This window comes from Streptomyces sp. NPDC007164 (assembly GCF_040634135.1).
GTDB lineage: Bacteria > Actinomycetota > Actinomycetes > Streptomycetales > Streptomycetaceae > Streptomyces > Streptomyces sanglieri.
In genome coordinates this window covers 298,993-323,827 of the sequence record NZ_JBEYFB010000004.1, presented here as the reverse complement: position 1 = coordinate 323,827, position 24,835 = coordinate 298,993, and the positions used below count along the sequence as shown (strand labels likewise).

Below are 24,835 nucleotides of genomic sequence, written 5' to 3'. Positions count from 1 at the left end.
TGGTCCGATGCGTGGAGTGGCTGAACTGTGGCCGTACACCGGCAAGGTGGGGGACTCGTCGTGTCTGGCATAGGCGGATTTGCGGTTTCGGGTGGCGCGGGCGGGGGCGTCGCCGTGGGTGCACAGGGCAGACAGTCCCTGCCGCGCCCGCTGCAGGCGGTGCTGATCCTCGTACGTCTCCCCTTCGCCGCCGCGGTCGTGGGCGGCGTCGGTGTGATGACGGTGGCCTCGGCGGTCGACGAGGTCGACGGCCAGCTGTTCGGGCTGCTGCTGTACGCGGCGCTGCCGAGCGTGATCGGGTTCGTGCTCTCGCTGTATGTGCGCACCGGCGGCGTCTGGGTCTGGCGCGGACTGCTGGCCGTACACGTCTGGCTCACCCTCGGCGCGCTGGCGACCCTCGGCGGTGACGGCGGCGGGCGCGGTGTCACCCAGCTGGTGATGCCGGTCGCCGTCGTCGTGCTGCTGTTCCGGGCGAGCTCTCGCGAATGGTTCGACCTGCCGCTCGAACAGCGGTTGCCGCACCGGCGGTTCAGCATCGCGCGCATGATCAAGTGGCGCCGGGACGACGCGGGTCAGACCGCGATGGAATACCTGGGCATGGTGCTGGTAGTCGTGGCCCTCATCGGCGGACTCGTCGTCACGGGGATCGGCGCCCAGCTGACCGGCGGGCTCCAGGACGCGATCTGCCGGCTCACCGGGAGCGCCTGCCCCGCACCCGGCAGCAATGTGGAGGCCGGTCCCGGCAAGGGCTCCGGCGGGTCGACCACGTCCGGCGGCAAGGACGCCGGTGGTACGGACGCCGGCGGTACGGACGCGGGCGGATCGGTGGCCACGGGCGGCACGGACTCCGGGGGCTCCCACGTGGCCGGCGGGACCGATGCGGCCGGCGGAACGGGCTCGGCGGGCAGCGCGGGCAATGGCTCGGCGGGCAACGCGGGCAACGGCTCGGCGGGCAACGCGGGCAACGGCTCGGCGGGCAGCGCGGGCAATGGCTCGGGCGGCTCCGGAAGCTCCGGCGGCGACGACACCGTCATCCAGGTCGACGACGGTGGCGACGACGTGGACACCTCCGGAGAGCCGGACGGCGGCGACGACCAGGACGACGGCTCCGGCGGCGACGAGGAGAAGTCCGACGAGAGCTGCACCTCGGGCGTCGGCGCGTTCTTCTCCTGCGCCGCGCACCAGACCGGCGGCTTCTTCAAGGGCCTGGTCGGCGACGGGCTCTGGGGCGACATCACCGGCACGATCGACACGATCTTCCACCCCATCAAGGCCTGGGACGGCCTGATGGACTACGGCAAGAGCCTCGGCGACAAGTGGAGCCAGGACTCCAAGGGCGCCGGGGACAAGTGGGCCGACGGCGACTACCTCGGCGCGGTCTGGGACTGGACCAAGGCGTCCGGCGGCACCGGCATCAAGGTCCTCGACGACATGTTCATCGGCGACGAGGTCCGGGACATGTGGAAGGAAGGCAACGAGGGCCAGGCGATCGGCACCGGTCTCTGGAACATCGGCTCGTTGATCATCCCGGGCTACGGCGAGGCCAAGCTCGTCGGCAAGTTCGGAAAGCTGGGCAAGTTCGGGAAACTCGGCAAGCTCGGCGAGGTCGCCGAGAAGGCCGGGGAGGCCGCGAACAAGGCGAAGAAGGCAGCCAAGGCGGGCGATGTCACGGCCGCGGAGAAGGCCGCCAAGGAAGCCCAGCAGCACGCCGACGACGCCGCCGAGCAGGCCGGCCTCAAGGGCTGCACCGTCGGGATGGGCGGTCTCCTACGCGTCCCGTACGGCAGCGGCGCGGGCGTCGGGCTGCCCGGCTCCGGTACCGGCGTCATGGCCGGGGCGCGCACGTCCGTGCCCGTCGGGTTCATGACCGGGAAGTGCGACGAGGTCGACCCGGAGAAGAAGGCCGCCGCCGACGAGGCCCAGCGCCTGGCCGACGAGGCGAAGAAGGCCGCTGCCGCAGCGAAGCGGAGGCAGGGGCTGGAGCGTGCCCAGAAGCAGCCGAAGCCGGCCTGGTACAAGGACCTGAAGGACCCGCCGACCGGGGCCAAGGACGTCGGCGACGGGAACTGGGCGGAGATCAAACCGGGCGTCTTCAGCTATGCGACCGAGATGGGCGCCCGCTACCAGGAGCAGATCTCCAAGGTGGGCCGCGGCAAGGAGTACGAGGTACCGCTCGACAAGCTCACGGGCAAGCCGGTCGACTTCGACGGCTGGGACTCCGCGCGGGGCACCTACCTGGAGGCGAAGTACGGGTACAAGAGCCCGGATTTCTACAACGCCGACACAGGAAAGCTCACCACGAAGATCGCCGACCGGTGGGCCGCCCAGGCGAGACGGCAGGTCGACGCGGCGCGTGGCAAACCGGTCGAGTGGCACCTCTCCGACCCGGACGTCGCCGAGGCGGCGCGTGAGATGTTCAAAGAGCAGGGCATCGACGTTAAGGTCATCAACACCCCTGATGATCTGGTCGGCTGAGCGCCGGCCGGGCAGCGGAGCGCAGAACCGAAACCCGAGGAGAGAGTGTCGTGCTGTACGTCGTCGTCAATGGTCTCTGGGGCCCGCGCGAAGAAACCGTGCGGAGCATCGCCGAACGCTGGTCCGGCACGCTCACCGCGCTCAGGGACATTGACGGCACGACCTTCGACGTATGGCACGAGGCCGGCGACGACCTCCCGTCCGACCCCGTGCTGGCGCCCTCGGTCCCCGCACTGGCGGAGTACATCGAGCGGAAGAACACGGGCCCCGACCTCGACGTGGTGGGCTACACGTCGTCGTTGTGGGTGCGGAATCCCGGAGCGGCGTATGTGTCCCTGGCGACGCACGCGGGTGGCACATCGCGCTACGCGCCGCATTCCGTCTCCCTCGTCTTCCGGTCGCGCGAGGTTGACGAAACCGCCGAAGTGATCCGGCGCGCCCCGGAGATCCTGCGCGTCCTCGCGGAGCACTGGGAGATCGACGCCGGCCAGGTGTACGACAAGCCCGTGTACGAGGCGGTGGCCGAGCGCTTCGACCTGGCGAACAGTGCCCCCCGCTGTGGCCGGGCGGTCTTCCTCTCGGCCGGCCGGGCTGCCCTCGCCCCCGAGGATCTGCCCGCGACGTACGTCCGCACCGCACACGGCGGACTGGTCATCGACCTGACCCGTGGCGGTGCCGGGTCCCCGGACATCGAGACGGTCATCGAGGCGAACACCCGGTTGCGGGCCGCCGGAGCGCTGGAGCAGCTCCCGGTGCCGTTCGACCGCGCCACGTTCTGACCACGCGCCCCGGTGAGCGGGGTACGTCCGTCGGAGCAGGCCCCCGCATCGCCACGAACCCGGGCCACGTTCTGACCCTGTGCCCCCGTGCGTGGGGCACGCCCTCAGAGCCAGCCCCGCATCGCCACGAACCCCAGCAGCAGCCCCGCCGCGAACACCCCGAGCCCGAGCGCGAACACCGCGGGCATCAGCACCGGGCCCCACGCCCCCGGCCCGGCCACCGTGGCGTGCTTCGCCGGGTCGGCCGGGTCGTAGCTGACCCGGACCGGCGCCCCGACCTCGAAGCCGAACGGGCCCGGGGCATGGTCGGTGAACTCGATGTCGCGGCCGTCGCGGGCGCGGAACGCGAAGACGTACTCGGTGGCGTGACCTCGCTCCGAGCCCGGCCCCCGGTCGACCGTCCGGCGGTCCGAGCACCACCCCTCGGCGTGTTCGCCGTGCCGCACCAGCCGCAGCACCCGGTACAGCCGGAGCGCGGAACGGACCGCGAACGCGCCGAGGAGCAGGCCGAGCAGCAGCAGGAACGTGGCCGTGCCGCCGGGCAGGATCTGCATGAACGAATGCTCCGGGTCCGCTACTTGACCGTGATCGAATCGACGAACGCGTCCAGGTCCTTCGCGCTCAGCGAGCCCTTCACCGCATTGAGCCGGACCGCGAACGGCACATCCTTCGAATCGACGCCCGCCACCACGACCCCCGTCATCCGGGTGCCCTGCGCCGGTGTCCGGTCCTCGCCGCTCGACGTGAACTCGTAGTCGATCCGGCGCGCCTCACGGGCGCTCTCCGCACCCGCGAGCCGCACCTCCTCGGTCCCCTTGCGGGTGGCCCCGAGACCGATGCCGGCGCCCGCCGCGGACGCCGCCTCGTCGGCGTCGTCCACACCCGTGGCGAAGTCGAGCTGCACCGAGACCATGCCGGTGCGCAGCCCGCCCTCCTCCTTGAGCGCGACGGCCGCGTTGGCCTTCGCCCGGCCGGCCGCGGGCTGCTCCTTGTAGCCCTTCTCCCCGGGGTAGCCGACGGAGAGGCTCTTGGTGTCGAGCTTCTCCCAGCCCTGCGGGAGCGCGGCACTCTCCCCGCCGCATCCGGTGAGCAGGGCGAGGCCGAGGGCGGCGGCCGCGGTCGCGCCGATGGTCCGGTACGTCTTCTTGGTCGTCGTCATCGCCTGTCGCCTCTTCGTCGTGCCCAATCGGTGCTTCCCGTACGGCTACTTCGCGCAGTAGCTGTACGGAAGATACGAGCGCTTGTCGCCCTGCGGAGCGCCGAGGAACTCCGCGTCCGTCAGTGTCTCCTTCTTGTGCTCGTCGGAGATGGAGAATCCCAGACTCATCCCGAGCGAGACCTCGAAGCCGAACTCCTGGGCGTCCGTCTGGCCGTTGTAGTTCATCTTGCTGGACAGGCCGTCCTCGTACATCAGCCGGTCGAAGGGGTCGGTCCCGGTGGGCTTCTCCTGCAAGGAGTGGTCGCCGAACATGTACTCGAACGGGGCGGTGTTGTTGCCGGAGCCGTCCAGCCACTGCTCGGCGACGGCGCGCTTGTCCTCGGTGGCCTTGTCGGTGTCCTTGCCGAAGACGATCGAGTTGGTCAGGACCTCGATGCCGGTCTCGCCGGAGGAGTCGGAGCCGCTGACCTTGCCGCCCCGCTTGTCCTTGCCCTTCTCGCCGTTGTCACCGCTGATGTCGCCCTTGTTCGACGTGGAGCCGTTCTCGGCGGTCTGGGTCATGTCGATCCGGACGATCTTGCCGGTCTTCTGGTCGCGGGTGACGGTGACCGCCCCGGTCCGGTTGTCCTTCGCGGAGGCCGCGCCGCCCAGCGGACCGGCCGAACCGCTGACCTTGCCCTCCAGCTCCAGCTTGGCGGTGTACGTGTACGACTCGTTGCCGTTGACGTCGTCCTTGGTGATGGTCACCTCGGGGGAGAACTTCGCCTTGCCGCCGAGCTTCGCGCCGAGCTTGGACTCGTCGCCCGCGCTGATGGAGAGGCCGCCGTCCGCGTACGCGTTGAGACCGATGGTCGAGTACGAGATCTTCTTGTCGCCGATCTTGCTCTCGACGTCCTTCTTCTTGTCGGCCCACTTCATCCCGGAGTACCAGCCGCCGCCGTAGCCGCCGCTGTACTTCGTGGAGGTCTCCCACATCTTCATTTCTTCGATGTCGTCCCGCATCTTCTGGGCCTCCTCCTCGCTCTTGAAGACCCAGGTGTCACCGTTGGTGATCTTGATGCCGCCGCCGACGTCCACATCGGCCTTGCCCAGTTTGCCGAGCTTCACGCCGGGGGTGCTGGCGGTGGCGCCGGCCGAGGCGGCGTCGGTGAACGTCATGTAGACCAGCTTGTCGTTCTCGTCGACCTTGCCGTCCGCGTTCACATCGGTCTTGGCCTGGCTGACCTTCTGCTGGAAGCCGTACTCGTTGCCCCACTCGAACCAGCCGATCTTTACCTTGTCGCCGACGGTGTCGGAGATGCTGGAGACCTGGCACATCTTGGGCTCGTAGTCGGCGTCCGTCTTCGGCTTCGCGGTGGTTTCCCCGCCGCCGGTGGAGCAGCCGCCACCGCCGCCGCCCATGGCGCTGATCGCGCAGCGGATGCGCTCGCCGATCTGACCGCCGACACCCGCCATGGACATCGCGCCGATCAGCGTCACGACGAGGACGACCACCCCGAGGTACTCCATGGCGGTGGCACCGCCGTCCCGCCAGGAGTACGGCCGGTACGGAGCGGGCTCCGGCTCGTCCGCGCGGTCGTCCAGCAGCCGGTCGACGGCGAGCCCGGCGGTCGCACCGGTCACCAGCGAGACGATCGGCATCAACGTGCCCTCGAAGCCCACGAGGTGCCAGGACACGGCCAGTCCGTACACCAGCGCGGCGACCGGGACACCGAGGGAGGCGAGCAGCGTCAGCAGACGGGATTCGCGGTACTCGTCGGGCAGGACGCGGGCGGCGGCCAGGACCGTGAGGACGGTCGTGATGACGTTGGGGACGTGCAGCAGGGCCAGCCGCCAGCCGAAGCTCATGAGCCGCTCGTCGGTGGCCAGCAGCTCGACGAGTCCGCGCGAGACCAGGTACCCGGAGGCGATGTAGACCAGGGCGCCGGCGGCCCAGCTGCGGGTCAGGGCGAAGAACGCGCCGCCGCTCGTGTCGGATCTGCCTCCGTTCCCCGGCGGTATGTGGCCCACGCCTCCGCTTCCCCAGCCCCCGCCACCAGTCACGGTTCTTCCTCTCCGACGCCCACTTGCCATGCCTGTGCCCGCAGTTCCGCATTCGGGTGTGGTCGTGAGCGTACGGACGTACGAGCCGGGTGACCTGGGCCCTTGGCCCCAAAACCGGGCCCAACGGGCGATGCCCCGCCCCGCCGCGAGGTGCGGACGGGGCAGGGCATCGAGGGAGAGGGGGACGGGTGCGGCCGGGTCAGTCCAGGTCGTCCGCGAACGTTCCGGCGCGCTCGGCGACCTCCGGTCTGCGGACCCGCAGGACGGCGAAGCCGACGATGCCGACGACGAGCGCGCCGACGAACACGTACGGCAGCACGTTCAGCGGCCAGGCCGGGGCGGGCCACAGGTTGCGGTAGAAGACGTAGACCATCGCGGCGGCGCCGATCAGCCCCAGGCCCCAGGTGAGCAGCAGGCCGCGGGCCCCGATCCGGCGTACGAACAGTGGCGCGGCCAGACACACCAGGGTGTAGCTGAGCATGTAGCCGAAGACACCGATGGTGTCGATGTACGTCGTCGCGTTCAGCGGTTCGGTCCCGGCGCCGACCACGAGCACCGCGGGCAGGGCGACGAACGGGGCGACGGCCCAGATGGCCGCGGACGGGGTCCGGTGGCGGGGGTGGGCGACGCCGAGCCGGGCCGGCATCACACCCTCCTTCGCCATGCCGAACAGCAGCCGGGCGGCGACGGTGATGCAGGCCATCACCACGGCCACGAACGAGGCCGCGAAGCCCGCGTGCAGGAAGAACTTGAGGAAGCCGAGTCCGGACAGCTCCGCCAGTTCGTCCATCGGGTCGGCGCTCCTGGCCAGGGCGTCCGCCCCGCCGAACCCGGCGACCTGCGCGTAGGTGGCGAACATGTACAGCACACCGGCCAGTACCGCGCTGCCCATCACCGAGCGGGGGATCGCCTTGTACGGGTCGGTGGCCTCGGCGCCCAGCGACGCGGCGCCCTCGAAGCCGACGAAGCCGAGCACGCCCAGCACCACGGCGAAGACGACACCGTCGAGGGTGGAGCCGCTGAGACTCAGCTGCTCGGTGTCGATGATGTTCCCGCTCTTGAAGAAGGCCGGGACCAGCACGACGACGATGAGGACGATCGACACGACCTCCAGGACGGAGGCGACCCGGGCCGCCGTCCGCACACTGGCGATGGTCAGCCGGATCGCGACGGCGGCCAGCAGCACATCGAGCAGGATCTGGCCGGGGATGCCGGTGAAGAGCCCGATGCCGATCTGGTCCAGGGCGCGCGCCGTGTAGTAGCCGGCCCCGGCGAGCGAGCCCGAGCCGATGCACACCGCACCGATGAGCAGCGCCCAGCCGGTCACGAACGAGCCCGGGGCCCCGAGCGAGAGCCGGGAGAAGGCGTACAGCGAACCGACCCCGGCGCGCCTGCGGGCGAAGACGCAGATGCAGTACGCGATGGCGAGGACGGCGGCCATGGCCAGGAAGAACGAGAACCAGGCGCCGTTGCCCGCGGACGCCGCCATGCTGGCGGGGGCGAACGCGATGACGGCGCTGGGCGCGACGTTGGCGACGCTCTGCGCGCCGACCTCGAACGTGGAGACGGAGCGGTGGGCCAGGCCGTCGGCCGGCTTCTCGGCGGTGGACTGCTTTCCGGCGGTGCTCATGTCCGGTCCTCCATCATCAGCAGCTGACGCAGGGCGTGGCCGGCGGCGAGGTCGGCCAGTGCGTCGCCCGCCTCGTCCAGCGGACGCCGTGCCGAGATCATCGATTCCACGTCGAGGTCACCCGACACCACGAGGTCCACGAGTGCCGGGATGTCCCGGGCCGCGTCGACCGAGCCGTAGTTGGAGCCGAGGATGCGCTGGTCGGCCTCGGCGAGGGCGAGCGGGTCGAAGCGCGCGGTGCGGCCGGTCGGCGGGAGGCCGACGATGACGGCGGCGCCGCCCTGGCCGAGGGCCGCGATGGACTGCTCGGTGGTCTCGATCTTGCCGATGGCGTCGAACACGTAGTCCAGGCCCTCCGGGACCAGGGCGCGCAGCGCCTCGACGACATCGCCGTCCCGGGCGTCGACCGCGTCCGTCGCGCCGAGCCGGCGGGCCAGCTCCAGCTTCTGGGGGACGACGTCCACGGCGACGATGCGGCCGGCCTTCGCCAGCCGGGCGCCCTGTACGCAGGACAGGCCCACACCGCCGCAGCCGATGACGGCGACGGTGGCCCCGGCCTCGACGCCCGCCGTGTTGCGGACCGCGCCGACCCCGGTGGCGATGGCGCAGCCGACCAGGGCGATGACGTCGAGGGGCGCGTCCTCGCGGACCTTGATCGCGCCGGAGGCGGGGACCACGACGCGCTCGGCGAACGAGGAGACGCCCAGGTAGTGGTGGGCCGGCTCGCCGTCGACCGAGAGCCGGCTGGTGCCGTCGTACAGCACCCCGCCGGGCGCCACGACCTCGGCGACCAGGCTGCACGCGGCGGGGCGGCCGGCCAGGCAGAAGCGGCAGCTGCCGCAGGAGGGGACCCAGGACAGTACGACGTGGTCGCCGACCGCCAGCCCGGTGACGCCCGCGCCGAGCGCGGTGACCACGCCGGAGCCCTCGTGCCCCATCACGACCGGGGTGGGGTGGTCCCACTCGCCGCGGATGACATGGAGGTCGGAGTGGCAGACCCCGGCCGCCGTCACGGCGACCTCGACCTCACCGGGGCCGGGCGGGGCCAGGGTGACGTCGGTGACGGCCACCTCCTGGCCCGGGGAGCGGAAGACGACGCCGCGCACGGTGCGCGCGCTGCTCTCTTGGAAGGACGGGGAGCTCATCGGCTTCCTCCTCGGGTGGTGCGGAAGGGGTGGGGAGCGCGGTACGGCCGGCGCTCGGAGGCGGGCGGCACAGCGGCCCGCCGGGACGCCTTGTTTAGCGCCATTAAACTTTCGTCAAGTTTTACAGCACTAAACTCGATGGGTAAAGACCCTTCTGGTAACCCTTCCGACCTGCGTCTTCCCCCGGCCACTGCCCGTGACCCCGCCGACAGGTAGCGTGTCCGCCATGCCCGAAGCTCCTGACACCCACATGTCCACGATCGGCCCGAGGCTGCGTGAGCTCCGCCTGGCGCAGGGCCTGACGCTCGCCCAGGTGGCCGGGACGGCGGGCGTGACCAAGGGGTTCGTCAGCCTCGCCGAGCGCGGCAAGACCTCGGTCTCCGTCCCGACCCTGATCCGCATCTGCGAGGCCCTGGGCACCGGCATCGCCACGCTCTTCGACTACCCGGACCAGGACGTCGTCAGGGGCGGCGAGGGCGCCAAGCTGGAGATGGGCGGCCACGGCATCGAGGAGTTCCTGCTGACGCCCGCCGAGGAACGGCACGTCCAGGTCATGCGGACGATCCTGCGGCCCGGCGGCGGCTCCGGCGGCGCGTACAGCCTGGAAGCCGAGACGGTCTTCGCGTACCTGGTCCGCGGCACGCTGCGGCTGAGCGTGGACGGCGAGCCCCGCTTCCTGGAGGCCGGCGACTCCACGACGTTCTCGGCGCGGGCCGCGCACGCCTGGGACAACCCCGGCGAGGACGAGGCCGAGGTCCTCTGGTCGATCGCCCCGGCGCTGCCGCTGTCCCGTACGAAGCTCCGGCCGTAGCCCGGCCCGCGCCGCGCCGGAGACTTCGACGGCCGGCCGTACGTCAGGAGTCGCGCGGGCCGCGCGTGTCCTCACGCCGGGAGAGGTCGAGGACGAGCCGCCCATGGCTCAGCCGTTCGACGGCGGCGGCCAGGATCTCCCAGTCGCCGGACGCGAACGTCCGCGAGTCCGCCAGATGCTGACGGCCGCTCCCGGGCCGGGCCGGAACCGCGTACAGCGCGACGACCGGATCGTGCCGGTCGCTGTCGAACTCCAGCAGGGCGATGTCCGGCCAGCGCACCGAACGCGTGATCACCCAGGTACCGCGCCGGGTGCGGGAGCCCCGCTCCTCGTGCACGGTCACGCACTCCCGGTCCACGGTGATCCGGACGCCGTCGCCGGTGACGGTGACGGGGCCGGTGGCGCCGCTCCGGCCGGGCCGGGCCTCACCGGCACGGGGGGTGACCACCCGTTCCTGCGGCGGGGGCGGTGCCGGACGCGATTCCGTACGCGCCGGGGGCGGTTCCGTACGCGGCCGGGGCGGCGACGGGCGCGATCCCGGCCGCTGCCGGGCCACGATCCGCACGGTCAGCATCAGATCCCCGTCGGGCTCCGCCCTGCCGCCGGGTGCGCCCCTGCCACGGACCCGCAAGGTGCTGCCGTCCCGGACACCGCCCGGAATCCGTACGCTGACGGAGTGCCGGCCCGGCAGGCCCCGCCCGCTGCCCAGGCACCGGACGCACCGCGCACGGGCGGTGCCGACGCGCACCCCCGACCCACCGCAGCGTGTGCACAGGGTCCTGGCCCGGAACCCGACCGGCTTCGTGGCGCCGGCCCGCGCCTCCTCGGCCGTGAGCGCCAGCCGCGCGCGGACCGGACGGCCCGTCCGGCTGTCGCGGGTGGCCACATAACAGGCGCCCAGGAAGAGCGCCGCGCCGAAGACCACGCCCGCGCCGCCCATGACGCGCTCCTGCGTCATCGCCTCGTCGAGGTCGCGCTGCGAGTACGTATGGGCGTCGGACGAGACATCGCCGCCGCGGACTGTCCGAGTGACGCAGGTGTCCCCCGGGTAGATGCCCTGGCCGCCGCAGCGCACATGAGGATCGAGCAGCGAGGTCAGCCCCCAGCCGAAGGCCAGGAAGCCGACCACGACGGCCAGGATGGCCCCTAAACGCGTCCGTCCGTCCACTACCGGTCGGCCTCCCTCTGGCCGATCGTCACCCGCACCCCCGGACGGATCCCCCACTTCTCCATCGCCCCGGCCTCCGCCTCGATCACATGCCGGGCCCGCAGCCGGGGCATCCCCAGCCGGCCGGGCTTCATCGTGTGGACCGCCACCACCTTGAACTTCCGGTCCAGGTACGCCACATCGATGGTGAACCGCATCCGGAAGCTGTGCACACTCCCGCACGGGGTGATCATGAGGGCGCCGTCGATCCCGTCCTGCCCCAGCAGCCCGCGACTCCGGGCCCGGTAGGAGGCCGCGATCCGCAGCGGTATCACCTCCTGCGGCCCTCCCTGTGCGTCGGTGACCGTCAACGTGCCTGTGCCATTGCGCCATTGAGCCATGGCCACGAAGGTAGCGGCAGGTGACCGCTCATGGGCCCCCAACAGTGGGCAGTGGGCCCCAGGACCCATGACCCGGGCCCGGCACCCGCCTAGGGTCGGGCCGTGGACGCCATGCTGACAGTGCTCGCCGCACTCTGGGGCGCAGCGGCCGGACTGCTGGTCCCGCGCGCCGCCTACCGGTTCTCCGTCGAACCGGAGGACCCCTGGCGCGACGCCTGCCCCGAGGGCCACGCCCTGGCCGGGGCGGCCCGCGGCTGGCTCGGCTCCACCCGGTGCGCGCGGTGCGCGGCCGTGCCCGTACCCGCCGCCACGGGCGACGGGCCGGGCGACCGGGGCGACGGGCCGGACCGCCCGCGGCCCGCCGCGCGTTACGCCCCCGGCGTCCTCGTCCCCGTCGTCACCGCGCTCGCCTGCGCCGTCCTCGCGGCGGCCACCGGGCTCCGCCCCGAACTGGCCGTCTGGCTGCTGACGGCACCCGTCGCCGTACTCCTGGCGACCATCGACCGCCGCGTCCACCGGCTGCCCGACCGGCTGACCCTGCCCGCCGCCGGGGCCGTCGCCGTACTCCTCGGCGCCGCCGCGCTCCTCCCCGAGCACGCCGGATCCTGGACGTCCGCCCTGCTCGGCGGCGCCGCGCTCGGGGGCTTCTACTTCCTGCTCTTCCTCATCAACCCGAACGGAATGGGCTTCGGGGACGTCAAGCTCGCCCTGTCGCTGGGCATGGCGCTGGGCTGGTACGGCTGGGCCGTGGTCTTCGTCGGAGGCTTCGCCGGGTTCCTGCTCGGAGCGGTGTACGGATTCGGGCTGATGGTCCTCAAGCGGGCCGGACGCAAGACCGGCATCCCGTTCGGCCCGTTCATGATCACGGGCGCGCTGCTCGGCCTGCTGCTCGGCGCACTGGCCGCCTGACCCCGCCGCGCCCGCGGCCCCGCCGTATCGGAGTCGCGCCACCCGGCAGCCGGCTGACACCATTCCCGTATGTCCGGAACCACCGAAGAAGCATCGGCCGAAGCAGAACGCGCACGATTCGAAGCCCTCGTCGCGGAGGCGGACGCCGTCTCCGTCGACGGCTGGGACTTCTCCTGGCTCGACGGCCGGGCCACCGAGGAGCGCCCCTCCTGGGGGTACGCCCGAGCCATGGCCGACCGGATGGGGCGGGCCAGGGCCGCGCTCGACATCCAGACGGGCGGCGGCGAGGTCCTCGCCTCCGTACCGAAGCTGCCGCCGCTCGCCGTCGCCACCGAGTCCTGGCCGCCGAACGTCGCCCGCGCCACCGCGCTCCTGCACCCGCTCGGCGCGGCCGTGGTCGCCGACCCGGACGAGCCGCCGCTGCCGTTCGGCGACAACGCCTTCGACCTGGTGGTCAGCCGGCATCCGGTGAGCACGCGGTGGGCGGAGATCGCACGGGTGCTCACCCCCGGCGGCACCTACTTCTCGCAACAGGTCGGCCCGGCCAGCGTCTTCGAGCTCGTCGAGTACTTCCTCGGCCCGCAGCCCCCCGAGGTGCGCGGCGGCCGGGACCCCGAGAAGGCGCGCGCGGCGGCCGAGGCGGCCGGGCTGGAGGTCGTCGACCTGCGGATGGAACGACTGCGCACCGAATTCCTCGACATCGGCGCCGTCGTCTACTTCCTGCGCAAGGTGATCTGGATGGTGCCGGGCTTCACCGTCGAGGAGTACCGGCCGCGACTGGCCGAACTGCACCACCGGATCGAGACCGAGGGGCCGTTCCTCGCCCACACCACCCGATTCCTGATCGAGGCCCGCAAGCCGGATGCCAAGGCCTGAGACGCACCCGCCGCTCCCGGCCCGGAGATGCGACCCTGGACGGTGAGCGCCTGGGGAAGGACTTGGCCATGAGGGTGGGGAACGAAGAGGACGCACCGCGGGTCCCGCGGCAGGGGAGGGCCGACTGGCTCAGAGGCGCGCGGATCACCGGAGTGGTCGGGGTCTTCTACCGCCCGGAGGGACGGCTGGGAGAGCCGGAAGCCGTCGAATTCCTGCTGGCCGACGGCCAGTCGGTGCTCCTGACCTGTGCCTCAGACGGGACCCTGCGCGTCGGCCCCGGCGCCTGGCCGCGGCTGCCCGACTGGTGTGTACCGTCGGGGCAGTGGGAGTTCGCCACTGTGTCGAACCTGCCGGAGCCGCCCGACGGCGGCTGGACGGTCACCCGCACCGAGGAACGCGGGGACGAGAACGGCCAGGTCCGCGAGGCCGTCATCCGCTGCGAGGGCGGCAGCTTCGTGGTCATCGGCGGCGACACCGTCGCGATCCGCTTCACCCGCGGCCACCGCGGCGCCCCGGCGGCCACCTGAGGGCTGTCCCGTAATCCCTGGCGGGCGTGCGACGACAGCCACGGCACCTCGCCGCGTTGTCGGGACGCCCGAATACATCCAGTATTCGGGCGCCCCTCCGCCTTGCGATGCACCGCGTCTGACGCCGCACGCTGATCCACCAGGGATTACGGGACAGCCCTCAGAGACGGGTCCGCCGGACAAGCCCCGAGTGTCTCCCGCCCATCCGCCCTACGCGTGCGCCCCCACCGTCACCTTGCCCACCGTCAGCTCCGCGTTCCCCTCCAGCACCGCCCCGACCCGCGCCACCTCCGCCTCCAGCTCCCGCAGCTGCCCTGCCGTCAGCGGGGCCAGTGGCTCCACGGTCACCGCGATCCGGCGGCCCGAACGCCGCTGGTGCCACACCCCGGCCGCGGTGCCGTCGACCAGCAGCACCGGGAAGTTCCCCGCCTGACCGCCCGCCAGCGCACGCGTGTACGCCGCACCCGGGAAGAGCCGCTCGCGCGGCTGGGACGCGATGAGGAAGGCGTCGAAGTAGGGGAGCAGCCGCACCCCGCGGACCGGCTCCGCCGAGAATTCGGTGTCGCCCGCCACCACCCAGGCCGGGCCGCCCTCGTACGCCACCTGCTCGATCTCCCCGCGCGCCGCCGCCCCCGCGAACAGCTCCCCGGCCCAGCCCGGGGCCGCCGCCAGCCACTTCGCGAAGTGCGCGGGCGTCGCGGGTCCGTACGCGTGCAGATAGCGGCGTACGAGACCGGCGAGCGCCTCGGGGCCGTCGAGCGGCACGACACCGGGGCGGGTGTAGGTGACCCTGCGGCCGCGATCCGGCGCGAAGCACAACACCCCGCGGTGACCCGCCAGATGCATCACCTGCCGCCAGCGCGGCCACATGCCCTGGAACGCGGGCACCACCGGGTCCCCCGCCCACGCCCCGGCCCGCTCCACCACCGCGTCGGACAGCTCGTCGGCGGTCAGCTCGGCCCCGGTCAGCGCGTCCTCGATCGCGGCGAGCACCGTGCCGACCTGCTCCGGTGTCATCCGGGCATCCTTGGAGAGCGGGTTCCGCCCGGTCGGCAGCGCGGACAACGCGCCGGTCCACAGCGGGAGTTCGTTCATCGGCAGCAGATGGACGGTGCCACGCGGCCCGAACGTCTTGACCAGGGTGCGGTCCTTCCACAGCGCGCCGCGCACATCGGTACGGGTCACGTCCGTGGTCCGCAGCCCGACGGAGAGCTCGGCGGCCGACATCACCTGGGCGTGCGCGGCCGGCAGCGTATCGGCCACTTCGGCGGGGGCGAGGCGACCGGGGGACACGAGCCCCTGGCGTGCCATCCGGCGGGCATTCGCGGCGGTCCAGGTCACGGTTGTGGTTCGGCTCGTCATGGCGATGAAACTATCGGCCCATCAGGTCAGGTCCTGTCCCATACTCGGCCCATGACCTCCGCGGGACGTACAGCCCGGATACTCGCCGCAGCGGCGGCACTCGCCCTCGTCCCCGTCCTGGCCGGCTGCGGCACCGAGCGGGCCGGAGCGGGCGCCGGGGACACGGCCCCCGGCGCGAACGGCAGCCCGCCGGTCCGGGGGGACTCCTCGGTCGACGGCAGCGACGCCTCGAAATACCGGGAGAACCACGCCTTCCAGTCCACCGCCGAGCTGTCCCCGGCCGACCGGGCCAAGGCAGACGCCGAGGTGGCGAAGGTCAAGGCGGGTCTGGCCGGGATCGCGGAGGGCCGCAGGACCACCGAGCCCCGGGTCCGGGCGGCCCTCGCCGGTCTGGGCTACAGCTCCGGCGCCATCACCACCGGCACCTTCGGTCCGCACCGCAACACCTTCGTGCTCGACCTCGGCACCATCTGCGTCGAGGGCTCGCTGGACGGCGTGGTCAACGGCCTGGTCACGGCCGAGGCGCACGGCAAATACCTCGAAGGAACCGGCTGTGTGAAGCCGGTCGGCGGGCACTGAGACGTCAACCCGGCGATGCGCGCAACGGAGTCCGGTGAATCCGGAGAGTGATTGTGGAGTGGCGTGGCGCCCAGCATCACTTACGAAGGGTTATGGTGGAAACCCCCCCTCGGGCCGGTCCGTATCCCCCCCCACGGACCGGCCCGTTTTTTGTCCGGGCCGCGACGCCGGGCCCGTGGCGCCCCGCGGGGCGCCCGCCCCGTCAGCTCCGTCCGGCCCAGATGTTGGTGCCCGCGGTGTCCACGGCGAAGGTGTCGATCTCCGTCAACTCCTCGGCGGACAGCGGCTGTCCGGCCAGCGCCGCGACGTTCTCCTCCAGCTGCTTCACGCTCGACGCGCCGATCAGCGCGGACGTCATCCGGCTGTCGCGCAGCACCCAGGAGAGCGCCAGCTGGGCGAGCGACTGACCGCGCCGGCGGGCGATGTCGTTCAGCCCGTTCAGCCGGCGCACCACCTCGTCCGAGAGCAGACCGGGGTCCAGGGACTTGCCCTGCGTGGCGCGGGAACCCTCCGGGATGCCCGTCAGGTACTTCCCGGTGAGCAGGCCCTGGGCGAGCGGCACGAAGGAGATGCAGCCCATGCCGGCCGTCTCCAGGGTGTCGAGCAGGTCGTCGTCCTCGATCCAGCGGTTGATCATCGAGTAGGACGGCTGGTGGATCAGCGCCGGTACGCCCATCTCGCGCAGCAGCCCGGCCGCCTCGGCGGTCTGCTCCGCGTTGTACGAGGACACCCCCACGTACAGCGCCTTGCCCTGCCGGACGGCGGAGGCCAGCGCCCCCATCGTCTCCTCCAGCGGGGTCTCCGGGTCGAAGCGGTGGGAGTAGAAGATGTCGACGTAGTCCAGCCCCATCCGGTTCAGCGAGGCGTCGAGCGACGACAGCAGGTACTTGCGGGAACCCCATTCGCCGTACGGGCCGGGGTGCATCTCGTAACCGGCCTTGGTGGAGATGATCAGCTCGTCCCGGTACGGGGCGAAGTCCTGGCGGAAGAGCTTGCCGAAATTGAGCTCGGCGGAGCCGGGCGGCGGCCCGTAGTTGTTGGCCAGATCGAAGTGGGTCACACCGAGATCGAAGGCGCGGCGCAGAATCGCCCGCTGGGAGTCCAGCGTGCGGTCGTCGCCGAAGTTGTGCCAGAGGCCGAGAGAGACGGCGGGGAGCTTGAGACCGCTGCGGCCGGTGCGGCGGTACTCCATCGAGTCGTAGCGCGATGGGGCGGCCTGGTAGTGGAGAGGGGAATCAGTCACGTTTCTCTCCTTATCACGGACTTGTGACAGGCCGGGTTGGGCCGGTACGCCGCCTGCGCAGTAATGTGGCGGCTTCGGGGACTGCCACGGCACGGCGGGGCGACGGACTCTGTGGACCCGTGCGGCGATTCCCAGGGGGACGACCCCGGACCCCGGGCAAAGGGGCGGGCGGGCCCGCACGGAACCGAGAGGTGAACTCAGTGAACTTGCGCGACCTGGTGTACGGGCTCTACGCGCGCCGGGTGGAGGCCCGCCTCGACCACACCCAGGTGCCCAAGCACATCGGCGTCATCCTCGACGGCAACCGGCGCTGGGCGAAGGCGTCCGGCGGCACAGCCGCGCAGGGTCACCAGGCCGGCGCGGACAAGATCAAGGAACTCCTCGGCTGGTGCAGCGAGACGGATGTGGAAGTCGTCACCCTCTGGCTGCTCTCCACGGACAACTTCGACCGGCCCGAGTCCGAGCTGAAGCCGCTCCTCGGGATCATCGAGAACACCGTGCGCGACCTCGCGGCCGACGGCCGCTGGCGGGTCCACCACGTCGGCACGCTCGACCTGCTGCCCGCCCACACCCAGACGGTGCTCAAGGAGGCCGAGCAGGCCACGGTCGACGTGGACGGAATACTGGTCAATGTCGCCGTCGGCTACGGCGGCCGCCAGGAGATCGCCGACGCGGTCCGCTCGCTGCTGCTGGACCACTCCGACAAGGGGACCTCGTTCGAGGACCTGGCGGAGATCGTCTCCACCGACCTGATCTCCGAGCACCTCTACACCCGGGGCCAGCCCGACCCGGACCTCGTCATCCGCACCAGCGGCGAGCAGCGGCTGTCCGGCTTCATGCTCTGGCAGACGGCGCACTCCGAGTACTACTTCTGCGAAGTCTTCTGGCCGGCCTTCCGCAAGGTCGACTTCCTCCGCGCGCTGCGCGACTACGCGGCCCGGGGCCGCCGCTTCGGCGGCTGACTCCCCGCAGGCCCTTCGGCCCGGCGCCCTTTCCGACGGTCCGCCACTTCCGGCCCGTCCGGCGTTCGAGGACACAACCGCGCGGATGGCGAGCCCGAACCCACCTGCCCCGGGGCACAAATCCCAGCTCACCCCGCCCGCCCCGGGCGGCATGGCTTCGCGTGTTCGAGGGAATACCCCTGACAGGTCGACGTCCGGTCAAAAACCAGGCGGACGTCGTGTCCAAGTGAGCGGCATGGAGTCCGCTCGCCCGGGAGGCCCTTTGCACACGAAGGACCGTACGAACAACGCGGCCGACGCGGAGGGCCGGTACCCGGCCCGTGCTTCGGGGCCCGAACCCGGTCCGTCCTCTCCCATTGGGATGCTCCGCGACACCGTCGCACCCCAACCTCGTCCGAGGGGGTACGTCCTTCCGTGGTGACCAGCACAAAGCGCCGCATGTCCGACAGGCGCACCTACGTTCTCGACACCAGCGTCCTGCTGGCCGATCCCAACGCCATGGCCCGGTTCGACGAGCACGAAGTGGTGCTCCCGATCGTCGTGGTCACGGAACTGGAGGCCAAACGGCACCATCCGGAGCTCGGCTACTTCGCCCGGCAGGCGCTGCGCCTGCTGGACGACTTCCGGGTCCGCCACGGCCGGCTGGACGCCCCGATCCCGCTCGGGGATCTGGGCGGGACGCTGCGCGTCGAACTCAACCATTCCGACCCCGGCGTACTGCCGGCCGGCTACCGGTTGGGGGACAACGACTCACGGATTCTCGCGGTCGCGCGCAATCTCCAGGCCGAGGGGTACGACGTCACCGTCGTCTCCAAGGACCTGCCCCTGCGCATCAAGGCGTCCTCGGTCGGCCTCCTCGCGGAGGAGTACCGCGCCGAACTCGCCATCACCGACTCCGGCTGGACCGGCATGTCGGAGGTCCCGCTCTCCGGCGAGCAGGTGGATCTGCTCTACGGAGAGGAGAGGCTGTACGTACCCGAGGCCGCCGAACTGCCCGTGCACACCGGACTGGTCCTCCAGTCCGAGCGCGGCAAGGCGCTCGGCCGGGTCACCGCCGAGGGCAATGTGCGCCTGGTGCGCGGCGACCGGGAGGCCTTCGGCATCCATGGCCGCAGCGCCGAACAGCGCATCGCCCTCGATCTGCTCCTCGACCAGGACGTCGGCATCGTGTCGCTGGGCGGCCGGGCCGGCACCGGAAAGTCGGCGCTGGCGCTCTGCGCCGGTCTCGAAGCCGTCCTGGAGCGCAGGCAGCACCAGAAGGTGATGGTCTTCCGCCCGCTGTACGCGGTCGGCGGGCAGGAACTGGGCTATCTCCCCGGCACCGAGGCCGAGAAGATGAGCCCCTGGGCGCAGGCCGTCTTCGACACGCTCTCGGCGGTGGCCGGACGCGAGATCATCGAGGAGGTGCTGGGGCGCGGGATGCTGGAGATCCTGCCGCTCACCCACATCCGGGGCCGCTCGCTGCACGACGCCTTCGTGATCGTCGACGAGGCACAGTCGCTCGAACGGAACGTACTGCTGACCGTGTTGTCCCGGATCGGGGCGAATTCCCGGGTGGTGCTCACACATGACGTGGCCCAGCGGGACAACCTCAGGGTCGGCCGGTACGACGGAGTCGTCGCCGTGGTCGAGAAGCTGAAGGGCCATCCGCTCTTCGCGCATGTCACCCTCACCCGCTCCGAGCGCTCGCAGATCGCCGCACTGGTGACCGAAATGCTGGAGGAAGGCCAGATCTGATACGGGATACGACAGTTGGTGCCGCCCGGCGAGCGAAGCAGCTTAGCCGGGCGGCACCGTGCTGCGGCGCCATTTCCGTAAATCACTTGCTCCAAACGAGGTGTGAGCTTTCACACGCAACAGAGAATTGCTTCCCGGTGCGCCGTTCCGGCAGAGTCTTGCTTCCGTCAGGCCCCGCATACGGCACACCCGCACCTCCAGAGGTGCCACGCAGCACACAACTCAACAAACGCCGTCCGTATGCCGCCCGCGAGCACCACGCGGCACTCCCTCCGGGGAGTCGCCCACCGGGCCCGTGCCTCCCGTGACCCAGGCAGTAGGGAGGCCAGCGCCAGGGGCACGATTGCGTCCGCGAGGTCACCTAAGCGGGCGATGCTGGAAGGACACCGTGTGAGCCGGATCTCGGTCCGGGGGTTCGCTGTGGCATCTGCCACCGCCGTGACCACCGTTGGCGCCGTCGTAGGCGTTGCATCGGGCAGCACCCCTGCTGTCGACGACAACAACTTCGAGGCGACCGCAGCCGACACCACGCTGCTCGCAGACATCCCCGCGGGCCAGCAGGCCCAGGTGCAGACCGCCTCGCTGACGCAGCAGGCCGACGCCCAGGCCTCCGCGGCCGACTCGGCCGCGAAGAAGTCCGTGGAGGAAGCGGCCCGCATCCAGGCTGCCAAGGACGCCAAGTCGAAGAAGGCGGCGGCCGAGGACAAGCTGGAGAAGGAGCGCCTGGAGAAGAAGAAGGACGAGGCCGAGCGCGCCAGCCGTTCTTCGGTCCGCAGTGCCTCCTCCTTCACCGCGAAGGGCTCGTACACCATCGCCGAGATCCAGGCGATGGCGCGTCAGATCGTGCCCGCGGACCAGTTCCAGTGCTTCAGCAACATCGTGAACGTCGAGTCGAGCTGGAACTACCGGGCGAGCAACCCGTCCTCCGGTGCCTACGGTCTCGTCCAGGCGCTCCCCGGTTCGAAGATGGCCACGGCCGGAGCCGACTGGATGACCAACCCGGCCACGCAGATCAAGTGGGGCCTCAACTACATGAACAGCGGCCGCTACGGCAGCCCGTGCGCCGCCTGGTCCTTCTGGCAGGCCAACCACTGGTACTAGAACCCCGGCACCTCCCGAGGTTCATGTTCCTCTCGCGCAGAGCCCCCCGCCGTCCTACGGTGGGGGGCTTCGCGCGTGTACGGTCGGTCCGAACCGTCCAGTGGGGGAGCGGTGGGGAGAGAAAGACGGGGGAAGAGGAACGATCATGTCGAAACTTCCGGGGTGGCTCGGCCGGCTGGGTGCCGAACTGACCGAGCTGGGCGACCGGCTGGAGCAGCGCAGGGACGAGGCCGCCGGGCACGGGGCCGGGCGTACCGGGCTGCCGGAGTCCGGTGACGCCGGGCCGGCCGGGGACGTGCCCGTCCCCGCCGCGGCAGCCGCGGACGTTCCGGCCGGGGCCGTGCGGGTCGCGGACGAGCGGGCCGGGGAGGAGCGGCGCGGTGCCGCGGCCGACCGTGTGCCGCCGCCGCCCTCGTACGCCCCCTCCGTCGCCGCCCGGCCCGATCCGGTCGCGGCGATCCCCTGGGGGATGCGCGTCGCGGCGGAGGCGGGCTGGCGGCTGCTGGTCCTGGCGGGCACCCTCTGGGTGCTGATGCGGGTCATCAGCGCCGTACAGCTGGTGGTGCTGGCGTTCGTCGCCGCGCTGCTCGTCACCGCGATGCTCCAGCCGACCGTCGCCCGGCTGCGCGGCTACGGGCTGCCGCGCGGCCTGGCCACCGCCGTCACGGCGGTCCTGGGCTTCGTCATCATGGGCCTGGTCGGCTGGTTCGTGGTCTGGCAGGTCATGGACAACATCGACACCCTCTCCGACAAAGTGCGGGACGGTATCGAGGAGTTGAAGCGCTGGCTGCTCGACAGCCCCTTCCATGTCACCGAGCAGCAGATCAACGACATCGCGAAGAACCTCAGCGACACCATCGGCACCAACACCGAGCAGATCACCTCCGCCGGACTGGAGGGCGTCACCGTGATGGTGGAGGTCCTCACCGGGATACTGCTGGCGATGTTCTCGACGCTCTTCCTGCTGTACGACGGAAGGCGCATCTGGCACTGGGTGCTCAAGCTGGTGCCGGCCCAGGCCCGGCCGGGGGTCGCGGGCGCCGGACCGCGCGCCTGGCGGACGCTGACCGCCTATGTGCGGGGCACCGTCATAGTGGCGCTGATCGACGCGATCTTCATCGGGCTCGGGATCTTCTTCCTCGATGTGCCGATGGCGGTGCCGCTGGCCGTCTTCATCTTCCTCTTCGCCTTCATCCCGCTGGTGGGTGCCGTGATCTCCGGGGCGCTGGCGGTGGTCGTGGCGCTGGTCACCGAGGGCGTGTTCACCGCCCTGATGGTGCTGGCGGTGGTCCTCGCCGTGCAGCAGATCGAGGGCCATGTGCTCCAGCCGTTCATCCTGGGACGCGCGGTGCGGGTGCATCCGCTCGCCGTCGTCCTCTCGGTCGCCGCAGGCGGCATGATCGCGGGCATCGGCGGTGCGGTCGTCGCGGTGCCGCTGGTCGCGGTCACCAACACGGTGGTCGGCTATCTGCGGACGTACGGGCAGGAACAGGCTCTGAGATACGCGCCGTCCCCGCGCGGGGCGACCGCGCTCGATGTCGCTCCGACCCCGGCGCCGGGCTCGCCGCCCGAGAACGGCGACCGCGACGACGAGAACGGCGCCGGCGGCGGCACGAAGGGCAGCTCCTAGGTTTCCCGGCACAAAGGGAGAAGGGCCCCGGGGACGGTCGGTCGTCCACGGGGCCCTTCTCGTACAGGGGGTACTGCTGGTCCTACTCGGCGAGCACGGCCTCGGCATCGAGGGTCACGCCGACCGCCTGGATCACCGAGGCGATCTTGACGGCTTCCTGAATGGTCTCACGGTCCACGCCGGCCTTGCGCAGCACCTGCTCGTGGGAGTCCAGGCACTGGCCGCAGCCGTTGATCGCGGAGACGGCGAGCGACCACAGCTCGAAGTCGATCTTCTCCACGCCGGGCTTGCCGATGACGTTCATCCGCAGACCCGCGCGGAGCGTCCCGTACTCGGGGTCCGACAGCAGGTGCCGGGTCCGGTAGAAGACGTTGTTCATCGCCATGATGGCGGCGGCCGACTTCGCGGCGGTGTACGCCTCCGCGGAGAGGTTGGCCTTCGCCTCCGGCTCCAGCTCGCGCAGCACCTTCGGCGAGCGCGAGGCGATCGCGCAGGCGAGGACGGTGCCCCACAGCTGCTGCTGCGGAAGCTCGCTGTTGCCGATGACCGAGCCGAGGTTGAGCTTCAGGTCCTTGGCGAAGTCCGGAACGGCGGCCTTCAGTTCGTCGAGTGCCATGTCGCTGTCAGCTCACTCGCCCGAGAGGAGCGCGACCGGGTCGAGGGTGTTCTCGCCCTTGGTCCAGTTGCACGGGCACAGCTCGTCGGTCTGCAGGGCGTCCAGGACCCGCAGGACCTCCTTGGGGTTACGGCCCACGGAACCGGCGGTCACCATCGTGAACTGGATCTCGTTGTTCTGGTCGACGATGAAGACGGCGCGCTGGGCGAAGCCGTCCTCGCCCTCGATGCCGAGGTCACGCATGAGCTCGTGCTTCGAGTCGGCCAGCATCGGGAACGGCAGGTCGGTCAGGTCCGGGTGGTCCTTGCGCCAGGCGTGGTGCACGAACTCGGAGTCACCGGAGAAGCCGAGGATCTGGGCGTCACGGTCGGCGAACTCTTCGTTCAGCTTGCCGAAGGCGGCGATCTCGGTGGGGCACACGAAGGTGAAGTCCTTCGGCCACGCGAAGACGATCTTCCACTTGCCCTCGTAGGTCTTGTGGTTGATCTGCTCGAACTCCTTGCCGCTCTCCAGCGAGACACAAGCAGTCAGGTCGAACTCGGGGAACTTGTCACCGACAGTGAGCACGCGCTCTCCTTGTAGCGTAGGAAGTCCCTTTTTGGGGGATTTCCTGAGGGTTGGACGGAGTCCACCTTGGCACAGGGTGCATTGATCACGGAAATAGCTACACTCTTCCGTGATGATCGGAGGTGCCTATCAGTGGCCCAGGGCAATCAGGGCAGTCGCCCCAAACAACCCAGCCTGTCGCAGCTGCGCGCCTTCGTGGCCGTCGCCGAATATCTGCACTTCAGGGACGCCGCGGCAGCAATCGGGATGAGTCAGCCGGCACTGTCCGGGGCCGTCTCGGCGCTGGAGGAGGCACTGGGTGTCCAGCTCATCGAGCGTACGACGCGCAAGGTACTGCTCTCGCCGGCCGGGGAGCGGCTCGCGGTGCGGGCGCGGGCGGTACTGGAGTCCGTCGGTGAACTGATGGAGGAGGCCGAGGCGGTCCGGGCGCCGTTCACCGGGGTGCTCCGGCTCGGCGTGATCCCGACCGTCGCCCCGTATCTGCTGCCGACAGTGCTGCGGCTGGTCCACGAGCGCTACCCGGAGCTCGACCTCCAGGTGCACGAGGAACAGACCTCCTCGCTGCTGGAGGGGCTGGCCGCAGGAAGGCTGGACCTGCTGCTGCTCGCCGTGCCGCTCGGGGTGCCGGCGGTGACCGAACTCCCGCTCTTCGACGAGGACTTCGTGCTGGTGATGGAGCAGGACCACTGGCTGGGCGGGCGCGCCGACATCCCCCGCGAGGCGCTGCGCGAGCTCCCGCTGCTGCTGCTCGACGAGGGGCACTGCCTGCGCGACCAGGCCCTGGACATCTGCCGGGAGGCGGGACGCACGGAAGGCGCACCGGTCACCACGACCGCGGCCGGGCTCTCCACGCTGGTCCAGCTGGTCGCCGGCGGGCTCGGCGTGACACTGCTGCCGCGCACCGCGGTGACGGTGGAGACCGGCCGCAACGACGCGCTGACCACCGGGTACTTCGCGGAGCCGGCGCCGTCGAGGCGGGTGGCGCTGGGGATGCGGACCGGGGCGGCGCGGCACGAGGAGTTCGAGGAGTTCGCGGCGGCGCTGCGGGAGGCGATGCGGGTGCTGCCGGTACGGGTGGCGGACGGGCGGCAGAACGACTGAGGGGGTGCGGTCCCGCGGGACCGCACCCCCTCACC

General features: G+C 71.1%; 23 protein-coding genes. 12 read left to right on the top strand and 11 right to left on the bottom strand.

The window, feature by feature from the left end:
• The first annotated feature begins 114 nt into the window (after window positions 1-114).
• Both ABZ622_RS10125 and ABZ622_RS10120 read left to right on the top strand, forming a co-directional pair.
• Window positions 115-2,475, top strand: a complete 2,361-nt coding sequence (locus tag ABZ622_RS10125; RefSeq protein WP_360541891.1) for a Tox-REase-5 domain-containing protein — start codon at window positions 115-117, stop codon at window positions 2,473-2,475.
• 50 nt (window positions 2,476-2,525) lie between these two features.
• Entirely contained in the window at window positions 2,526-3,254 is a 729-nt protein-coding gene (locus ABZ622_RS10120; RefSeq protein ID WP_360541890.1) for a hypothetical protein, read from the top strand.
• 104 nt (window positions 3,255-3,358) lie between these two features.
• Here the strand turns inward: ABZ622_RS10120 and ABZ622_RS10115 are convergent, their stop codons facing one another.
• The 5 genes from ABZ622_RS10115 to ABZ622_RS10095 form a co-directional block, all read right to left on the bottom strand.
• A complete protein-coding gene (locus tag ABZ622_RS10115) occupies window positions 3,359-3,808 on the bottom strand; it encodes a DUF3592 domain-containing protein (RefSeq protein ID WP_360541889.1) in 450 nt (149 codons plus the stop codon).
• A 20-nt stretch (window positions 3,809-3,828) separates the two neighbouring features.
• Window positions 3,829-4,413, bottom strand: a complete 585-nt coding sequence (locus ABZ622_RS10110) for a hypothetical protein (protein ID WP_360541888.1) — start codon at window positions 4,411-4,413, stop codon at window positions 3,829-3,831.
• A gap of 45 nt (window positions 4,414-4,458) precedes the next feature.
• A complete protein-coding gene (locus ABZ622_RS10105) occupies window positions 4,459-6,456 on the bottom strand; it encodes a hypothetical protein (protein WP_360541886.1) in 1,998 nt (665 codons plus the stop codon).
• Between the two features lie 199 nt (window positions 6,457-6,655).
• Window positions 6,656-8,086, bottom strand: a complete 1,431-nt coding sequence (locus ABZ622_RS10100; RefSeq protein ID WP_360541885.1) for an APC family permease — start codon at window positions 8,084-8,086, stop codon at window positions 6,656-6,658.
• Window positions 8,083-9,231: a Zn-dependent alcohol dehydrogenase gene (locus ABZ622_RS10095; protein ID WP_360541884.1), complete on the bottom strand. Its 1,149-nt coding sequence runs from the start codon at window positions 9,229-9,231 to the stop codon at window positions 8,083-8,085. Before ABZ622_RS10095 ends, ABZ622_RS10100 begins: the two co-directional genes overlap by 4 nt.
• A gap of 226 nt (window positions 9,232-9,457) precedes the next feature.
• On the opposite strand from ABZ622_RS10095, the gene ABZ622_RS10090 reads away from it, so the two are divergent.
• The gene (locus tag ABZ622_RS10090) at window positions 9,458-10,042 is read left to right on the top strand and encodes an XRE family transcriptional regulator (protein WP_360541883.1); all 585 of its coding nucleotides are present in this window, start codon (window positions 9,458-9,460) and stop codon (window positions 10,040-10,042) included.
• A gap of 43 nt (window positions 10,043-10,085) precedes the next feature.
• Here ABZ622_RS10090 and ABZ622_RS10085 read toward each other — a convergent pair whose 3' ends face one another.
• Together ABZ622_RS10085 and ABZ622_RS10080 are read right to left on the bottom strand one after the other, a co-directional pair.
• Window positions 10,086-11,210, bottom strand: a complete 1,125-nt coding sequence (locus tag ABZ622_RS10085) for a DnaJ C-terminal domain-containing protein (protein WP_360541882.1) — start codon at window positions 11,208-11,210, stop codon at window positions 10,086-10,088.
• Window positions 11,210-11,590: a DUF192 domain-containing protein gene (locus tag ABZ622_RS10080; protein ID WP_360541881.1), complete on the bottom strand. Its 381-nt coding sequence runs from the start codon at window positions 11,588-11,590 to the stop codon at window positions 11,210-11,212. The genes ABZ622_RS10085 and ABZ622_RS10080 overlap by 1 nt, the downstream gene beginning before the upstream one ends.
• 102 nt (window positions 11,591-11,692) lie before the next feature.
• Between ABZ622_RS10080 and ABZ622_RS10075 the strand changes: the two genes are divergently transcribed.
• From ABZ622_RS10075 to ABZ622_RS10065, 3 genes are all read left to right on the top strand, one after another.
• Window positions 11,693-12,499, top strand: coding sequence for an A24 family peptidase (locus tag ABZ622_RS10075; RefSeq protein WP_360541880.1), 807 nt, complete (start codon window positions 11,693-11,695; stop codon window positions 12,497-12,499).
• A gap of 69 nt (window positions 12,500-12,568) precedes the next feature.
• Window positions 12,569-13,375, top strand: coding sequence for a class I SAM-dependent methyltransferase (locus ABZ622_RS10070; protein WP_360541879.1), 807 nt, complete (start codon window positions 12,569-12,571; stop codon window positions 13,373-13,375).
• 68 nt (window positions 13,376-13,443) lie between these two features.
• Window positions 13,444-13,902 (top strand): hypothetical protein, encoded by a 459-nt coding sequence (locus tag ABZ622_RS10065; RefSeq protein WP_360541878.1) that lies wholly within the window; start codon window positions 13,444-13,446, stop codon window positions 13,900-13,902.
• A gap of 210 nt (window positions 13,903-14,112) precedes the next feature.
• On the opposite strand, the gene ABZ622_RS10060 is transcribed toward ABZ622_RS10065, so the two are convergent.
• Window positions 14,113-15,264 carry a winged helix DNA-binding domain-containing protein gene (locus ABZ622_RS10060; RefSeq protein WP_360541877.1) on the bottom strand — a complete coding sequence of 384 codons (1,152 nt, stop codon included), beginning with the start codon at window positions 15,262-15,264 and terminating at the stop codon, window positions 14,113-14,115.
• Between the two features lie 51 nt (window positions 15,265-15,315).
• On the opposite strand from ABZ622_RS10060, the gene ABZ622_RS10055 reads away from it, so the two are divergent.
• Window positions 15,316-15,843, top strand: coding sequence for a hypothetical protein (locus ABZ622_RS10055; protein WP_360541876.1), 528 nt, complete (start codon window positions 15,316-15,318; stop codon window positions 15,841-15,843).
• A 202-nt stretch (window positions 15,844-16,045) separates the two neighbouring features.
• Here the strand turns inward: ABZ622_RS10055 and mgrA are convergent, their stop codons facing one another.
• Window positions 16,046-17,086 (bottom strand): L-glyceraldehyde 3-phosphate reductase, encoded by a 1,041-nt coding sequence (mgrA, locus tag ABZ622_RS10050; protein WP_360541875.1) that lies wholly within the window; start codon window positions 17,084-17,086, stop codon window positions 16,046-16,048.
• Window positions 17,087-17,286: 200 nt separating this feature from the next.
• Here mgrA and ABZ622_RS10045 point away from each other — a divergent pair, with 200 nt between their 5' ends.
• From ABZ622_RS10045 to ABZ622_RS10030, 4 genes are all read left to right on the top strand, one after another.
• Window positions 17,287-18,048, top strand: coding sequence for an isoprenyl transferase (locus ABZ622_RS10045; RefSeq protein ID WP_360541874.1), 762 nt, complete (start codon window positions 17,287-17,289; stop codon window positions 18,046-18,048).
• Window positions 18,049-18,462: 414 nt separating this feature from the next.
• Complete coding sequence (locus ABZ622_RS10040) at window positions 18,463-19,785, top strand: PhoH family protein (RefSeq protein WP_360541873.1); 1,323 nt, start codon at window positions 18,463-18,465, stop codon at window positions 19,783-19,785.
• A gap of 390 nt (window positions 19,786-20,175) precedes the next feature.
• Window positions 20,176-20,886: a transglycosylase SLT domain-containing protein gene (locus tag ABZ622_RS10035; RefSeq protein WP_360541872.1), complete on the top strand. Its 711-nt coding sequence runs from the start codon at window positions 20,176-20,178 to the stop codon at window positions 20,884-20,886.
• A gap of 145 nt (window positions 20,887-21,031) precedes the next feature.
• Window positions 21,032-22,516 (top strand): AI-2E family transporter, encoded by a 1,485-nt coding sequence (locus ABZ622_RS10030; RefSeq protein ID WP_360541871.1) that lies wholly within the window; start codon window positions 21,032-21,034, stop codon window positions 22,514-22,516.
• Window positions 22,517-22,598: 82 nt separating this feature from the next.
• Here the strand turns inward: ABZ622_RS10030 and ABZ622_RS10025 are convergent, their stop codons facing one another.
• Complete coding sequence (locus ABZ622_RS10025) at window positions 22,599-23,132, bottom strand: alkyl hydroperoxide reductase (RefSeq protein ID WP_072483998.1); 534 nt, start codon at window positions 23,130-23,132, stop codon at window positions 22,599-22,601.
• A 12-nt stretch (window positions 23,133-23,144) separates the two neighbouring features.
• On the bottom strand, window positions 23,145-23,699 hold the full coding sequence (locus tag ABZ622_RS10020) for a peroxiredoxin (RefSeq protein WP_003966619.1): 555 nt from the start codon (window positions 23,697-23,699) through the stop codon (window positions 23,145-23,147).
• 132 nt (window positions 23,700-23,831) lie between these two features.
• On the opposite strand from ABZ622_RS10020, the gene ABZ622_RS10015 reads away from it, so the two are divergent.
• Entirely contained in the window at window positions 23,832-24,800 is a 969-nt protein-coding gene (locus tag ABZ622_RS10015) for a hydrogen peroxide-inducible genes activator (RefSeq protein WP_360541870.1), read from the top strand.
• The last annotated feature ends 35 nt before the right edge of the window (window positions 24,801-24,835 follow it).

Bases quoted from the DNA above. Each gene is read 5' to 3' on its own strand.
- ABZ622_RS10115 (WP_360541889.1), bottom strand. From the start codon at position 3,808: ATGCAGATCCTGCCCGGCGGCACGGCCACGTTCCTGCTGCTGCTCGGC.
- ABZ622_RS10110 (WP_360541888.1), bottom strand. From the start codon at position 4,413: ATGACGACGACCAAGAAGACGTACCGGACCATCGGCGCGACCGCGGCC.
- ABZ622_RS10100 (WP_360541885.1), bottom strand. From the start codon at position 8,086: ATGAGCACCGCCGGAAAGCAGTCCACCGCCGAGAAGCCGGCCGACGGC.
- ABZ622_RS10095 (WP_360541884.1), bottom strand. From the start codon at position 9,231: ATGAGCTCCCCGTCCTTCCAAGAGAGCAGCGCGCGCACCGTGCGCGGC.
- ABZ622_RS10090 (WP_360541883.1), top strand. From the start codon at position 9,458: ATGCCCGAAGCTCCTGACACCCACATGTCCACGATCGGCCCGAGGCTG.
- ABZ622_RS10080 (WP_360541881.1), bottom strand. From the start codon at position 11,590: ATGGCTCAATGGCGCAATGGCACAGGCACGTTGACGGTCACCGACGCA.
- ABZ622_RS10070 (WP_360541879.1), top strand. From the start codon at position 12,569: ATGTCCGGAACCACCGAAGAAGCATCGGCCGAAGCAGAACGCGCACGA.
- ABZ622_RS10065 (WP_360541878.1), top strand. From the start codon at position 13,444: ATGAGGGTGGGGAACGAAGAGGACGCACCGCGGGTCCCGCGGCAGGGG.
- ABZ622_RS10060 (WP_360541877.1), bottom strand. From the start codon at position 15,264: ATGACGAGCCGAACCACAACCGTGACCTGGACCGCCGCGAATGCCCGC.
- ABZ622_RS10055 (WP_360541876.1), top strand. From the start codon at position 15,316: ATGACCTCCGCGGGACGTACAGCCCGGATACTCGCCGCAGCGGCGGCA.
- ABZ622_RS10030 (WP_360541871.1), top strand. From the start codon at position 21,032: ATGTCGAAACTTCCGGGGTGGCTCGGCCGGCTGGGTGCCGAACTGACC.
- ABZ622_RS10025 (WP_072483998.1), bottom strand. From the start codon at position 23,132: ATGGCACTCGACGAACTGAAGGCCGCCGTTCCGGACTTCGCCAAGGAC.